Raw genomic sequence first — 2837 nt, 5'->3', positions numbered from 1 at the left:
TTTGCTTCAGAACAAGATATTATCCTTAATCTTGGAAATTTCCTGTTCGAGTTTAACCATTTACGCAAACATGGCGGTTTGAATTATATAACACCATTTGATAAACTACAAAAAGTTACCGAATTATTGAGCTAGTACAACTGTCCCTATTTTTATTTCCATTATAACTGCGTCATCATTTGAGTAATATTTGGGCCTCACAGCCACTGGTTTAAATCCGAATGATTTGTACAGGCTTTGAGCGCTTGTATTTTGAGAACGCACTTCCAAAAACACTTTTTTTATTCCGTCTTTTTTCGCAGATTCTAAAATAAATTCAAGTATTTTTTTGCCGAGACCTTTTGACCTAAAATCAGGATGAACCGCGATATTTACTATATCGGCCTCTTCGCCCATTTTCCAAAATCCCCCGTATCCAACGATCTTTTCACTTATCTCTGCGACAAAAAAATTCGAAATCTCAAGCGTTATTTCTTTTTCAAACATCTCTTTGTTCCAGGGATTTTTAAATGAGAGTTTTTCTATTTCTAAGACGCTTTCCAAATTATGCTTTGTTAACCTTTGAAACTTTAATTCCATTTAAGATCTCGAAAGATCGGCTGCAACTTGAATTGCTTCAATCATAGAACTGGGGTCTGCTTTCCCCTTGCCGGCGATATCAAAAGCAGTCCCGTGGCCGGGAGAAGTCCTAATAAAAGGAAGCCCGACGGTTATATTTACAATTTTTTCGGGTTCAAGTATTTTCAAAGGAATCATTGCCTGATCGTGGTACATCGTAACCAAAAAATCAAACTTTCCGCTTTTCATTTTAAGCCAGGCGCTGTCCGCGGGAATAGGCCCTTCCACATAAATTTTTTTGTTTTTTAGTTTTTTTATGGCAGGAATTATGAAATCTTCTTCCTCTCTTCCTAAAAGCCCGCCTTCCCCGGCATGTGGATTTAACGCGCATATCCCTATTTTCGGACTTTTGATTTTTAATTTGTTAATAAGGAATTTTCTTACCAGTTGGGTTATGGAAACAATATTTTGTGCCGAAATATTTTTGCAGGCATACTGAAGAGGCATGTGCCTTGTTACCATCGCAGTTCTAAAAGTGTTTGCTACCATAAGCATTGCAAAATCTTTAGTCTGAGTAAAATCTGCCAAGAGCTCGGTATGCCCCGAATATTGTATTCCCGCCAAGTTTAACGCCTCTTTAGATATGGGGGCAGTTACAAGCGCGTCTATTTTCTTTGACTTTAAAAGATCTACCGCCTTTGCAATAAACTTATACGATGCAAGGCCTGTCTTGGATGAAAATTTGCCCAAAACAACCTTTTTTAAATCCGGGCAGGGAACCTCAACAAAATCATAAAAAGTTTTTTTTCCGGGTTTTTTTAATCCTGGCAAAAATAATTTTGAGCCAATAACTACAATCTTGCACACCTTTCTTATTTTGGGGTGCATAAGCGCTTTTAAAGTGATTTCTGGGCCTATTCCGGCTGGATCACCGATGGTAATTCCTACGGTTGGTTTAACCATACAAGATGAGAAAGAATAAATAGGGACACTTCCCATTTATTTATTAATTTTTTAAGAACTTCAAAGAGTTAGCTGGGCAAAGAAATAAATAGGAAGTGTCCCTATTTATTCAATGGGGTTGACCTTGATACTGGCTTTAGCCCTGATTTCCTGCATCCAACTTTCATATTTCTTTTGAGCAGCCTTTTGAAAAAGGTAGTCTTGTATATCATTTTTTAGGTCTTCATAAGCTAGCTTACGGGAAGCTTTCTTTTCCTCTATCTTAATAATGTGGTAACCAAAATCTGTGGAAATAATTCCCGAAATTTTTCCCACTTCGGCTGCGAAAGCTGCTTTTGCAAATTCGGGAACCATATCTTCGTATGAAAAAAATCCCAAATCGCCCCCTACCCCTTTTGTTCCCGGATCTTCAGAATATTTTTTTGCAAGTTCATTAAAATCTGCCCCGTTATCAATTTCTTTCTTTATATCCGATATTTTTTTCAATGCTTCTGCCTTTTCTTTCTGGGTAGCGTTTTTATCAGCCCTGATAAGAATATGACGGGCTCTTACCTTTTCTGCGCCGGCCCTTTTAAAAAGTTTTGCCAGCGAATCAATTTCGTCTTCACTCTTTTTATCAAGCCCCAAATTTTTTCCGTTCATTTTTTTCTGTATCTTTGAATAAAAATCCTTCATTTCCTCATCACTAGGCATTTTTGTCTTGCTTTTTATTTCCTGGTCCATAAGTTTCATAACCATGAGCTGTTCCTCAATTCTTTTTTCAAACTGAGGCACATTGATGTTTCCTTTTTTAAGTTCCGCATTAAAATCCGCTTCCGAGGGAAATCTTTGTTTTATCTGATTTACCCCCTGCTCAACTTCTCTCTTGGCAACTTTAATATTTCTTTTCTTGGCTTCCTGTTTTGCAAGTCGGTCATCAACCATCTGATCCAGCACTCTTTTTTTAAGATCCAGGATTTTTTCCGGTGTCTGTTCGCTTGGAGGAACGCCCCGTTTGAACTGTTCTAAAATGGGCGTAATAATATCATCAAACTCGGAAGACATTATTGCTTCCCCGTTTACCACGGCAAGAGTTTTATCAACAACTTTTGCCGAAACACAATTAGCAAAAATCACAAAAAATGCCGATAAAAAAAAGAAACACGAAATTTTTTTAAACATAAGTTCCCCTTTTATAAATTATTTTGTTTTATCTTGAGCTTTTTTTTCTTTTTTAGTTGAGGGCTTAACTTCGGACTCAATCATTTCAGAAAGGTTTATGGAAGGCCGGATAACAATATCTTTCAGTCTCTCATAATGAATCTGAAGTCCGTATT

The 2837-nt window shown here is 37.1% G+C and carries 3 protein-coding genes; all 3 read right to left on the bottom strand.

Annotated elements, in window-relative coordinates; genetic code table 11:
* Positions 1 to 123: 123 nt before the first annotated feature.
* Complete coding sequence (rimI, locus tag NT145_00785; GenBank protein ID MCX5781233.1) at positions 124 to 579, bottom strand: ribosomal protein S18-alanine N-acetyltransferase; 456 nt, start codon at positions 577 to 579, stop codon at positions 124 to 126.
* On the bottom strand, positions 580 to 1521 hold the full coding sequence (gene pdxA / locus NT145_00780) for a 4-hydroxythreonine-4-phosphate dehydrogenase PdxA (GenBank protein ID MCX5781232.1): 942 nt from the start codon (positions 1519 to 1521) through the stop codon (positions 580 to 582). It abuts the gene before it with no gap.
* A gap of 105 nt (positions 1522 to 1626) precedes the next feature.
* Positions 1627 to 2682, bottom strand: coding sequence for a peptidylprolyl isomerase (locus NT145_00775; protein MCX5781231.1), 1056 nt, complete (start codon positions 2680 to 2682; stop codon positions 1627 to 1629).
* Positions 2683 to 2837 lie beyond the last annotated feature (155 nt).

The organism is Elusimicrobiota bacterium, from assembly GCA_026388075.1.
Taxonomy (GTDB): domain Bacteria; phylum Elusimicrobiota; class Endomicrobiia; order Endomicrobiales; family JAPLKN01; genus JAPLKN01.
The sequence above is the reverse complement of the archived record's forward strand: the minus strand, read 5'-3'. Positions and strand labels throughout refer to the sequence as shown.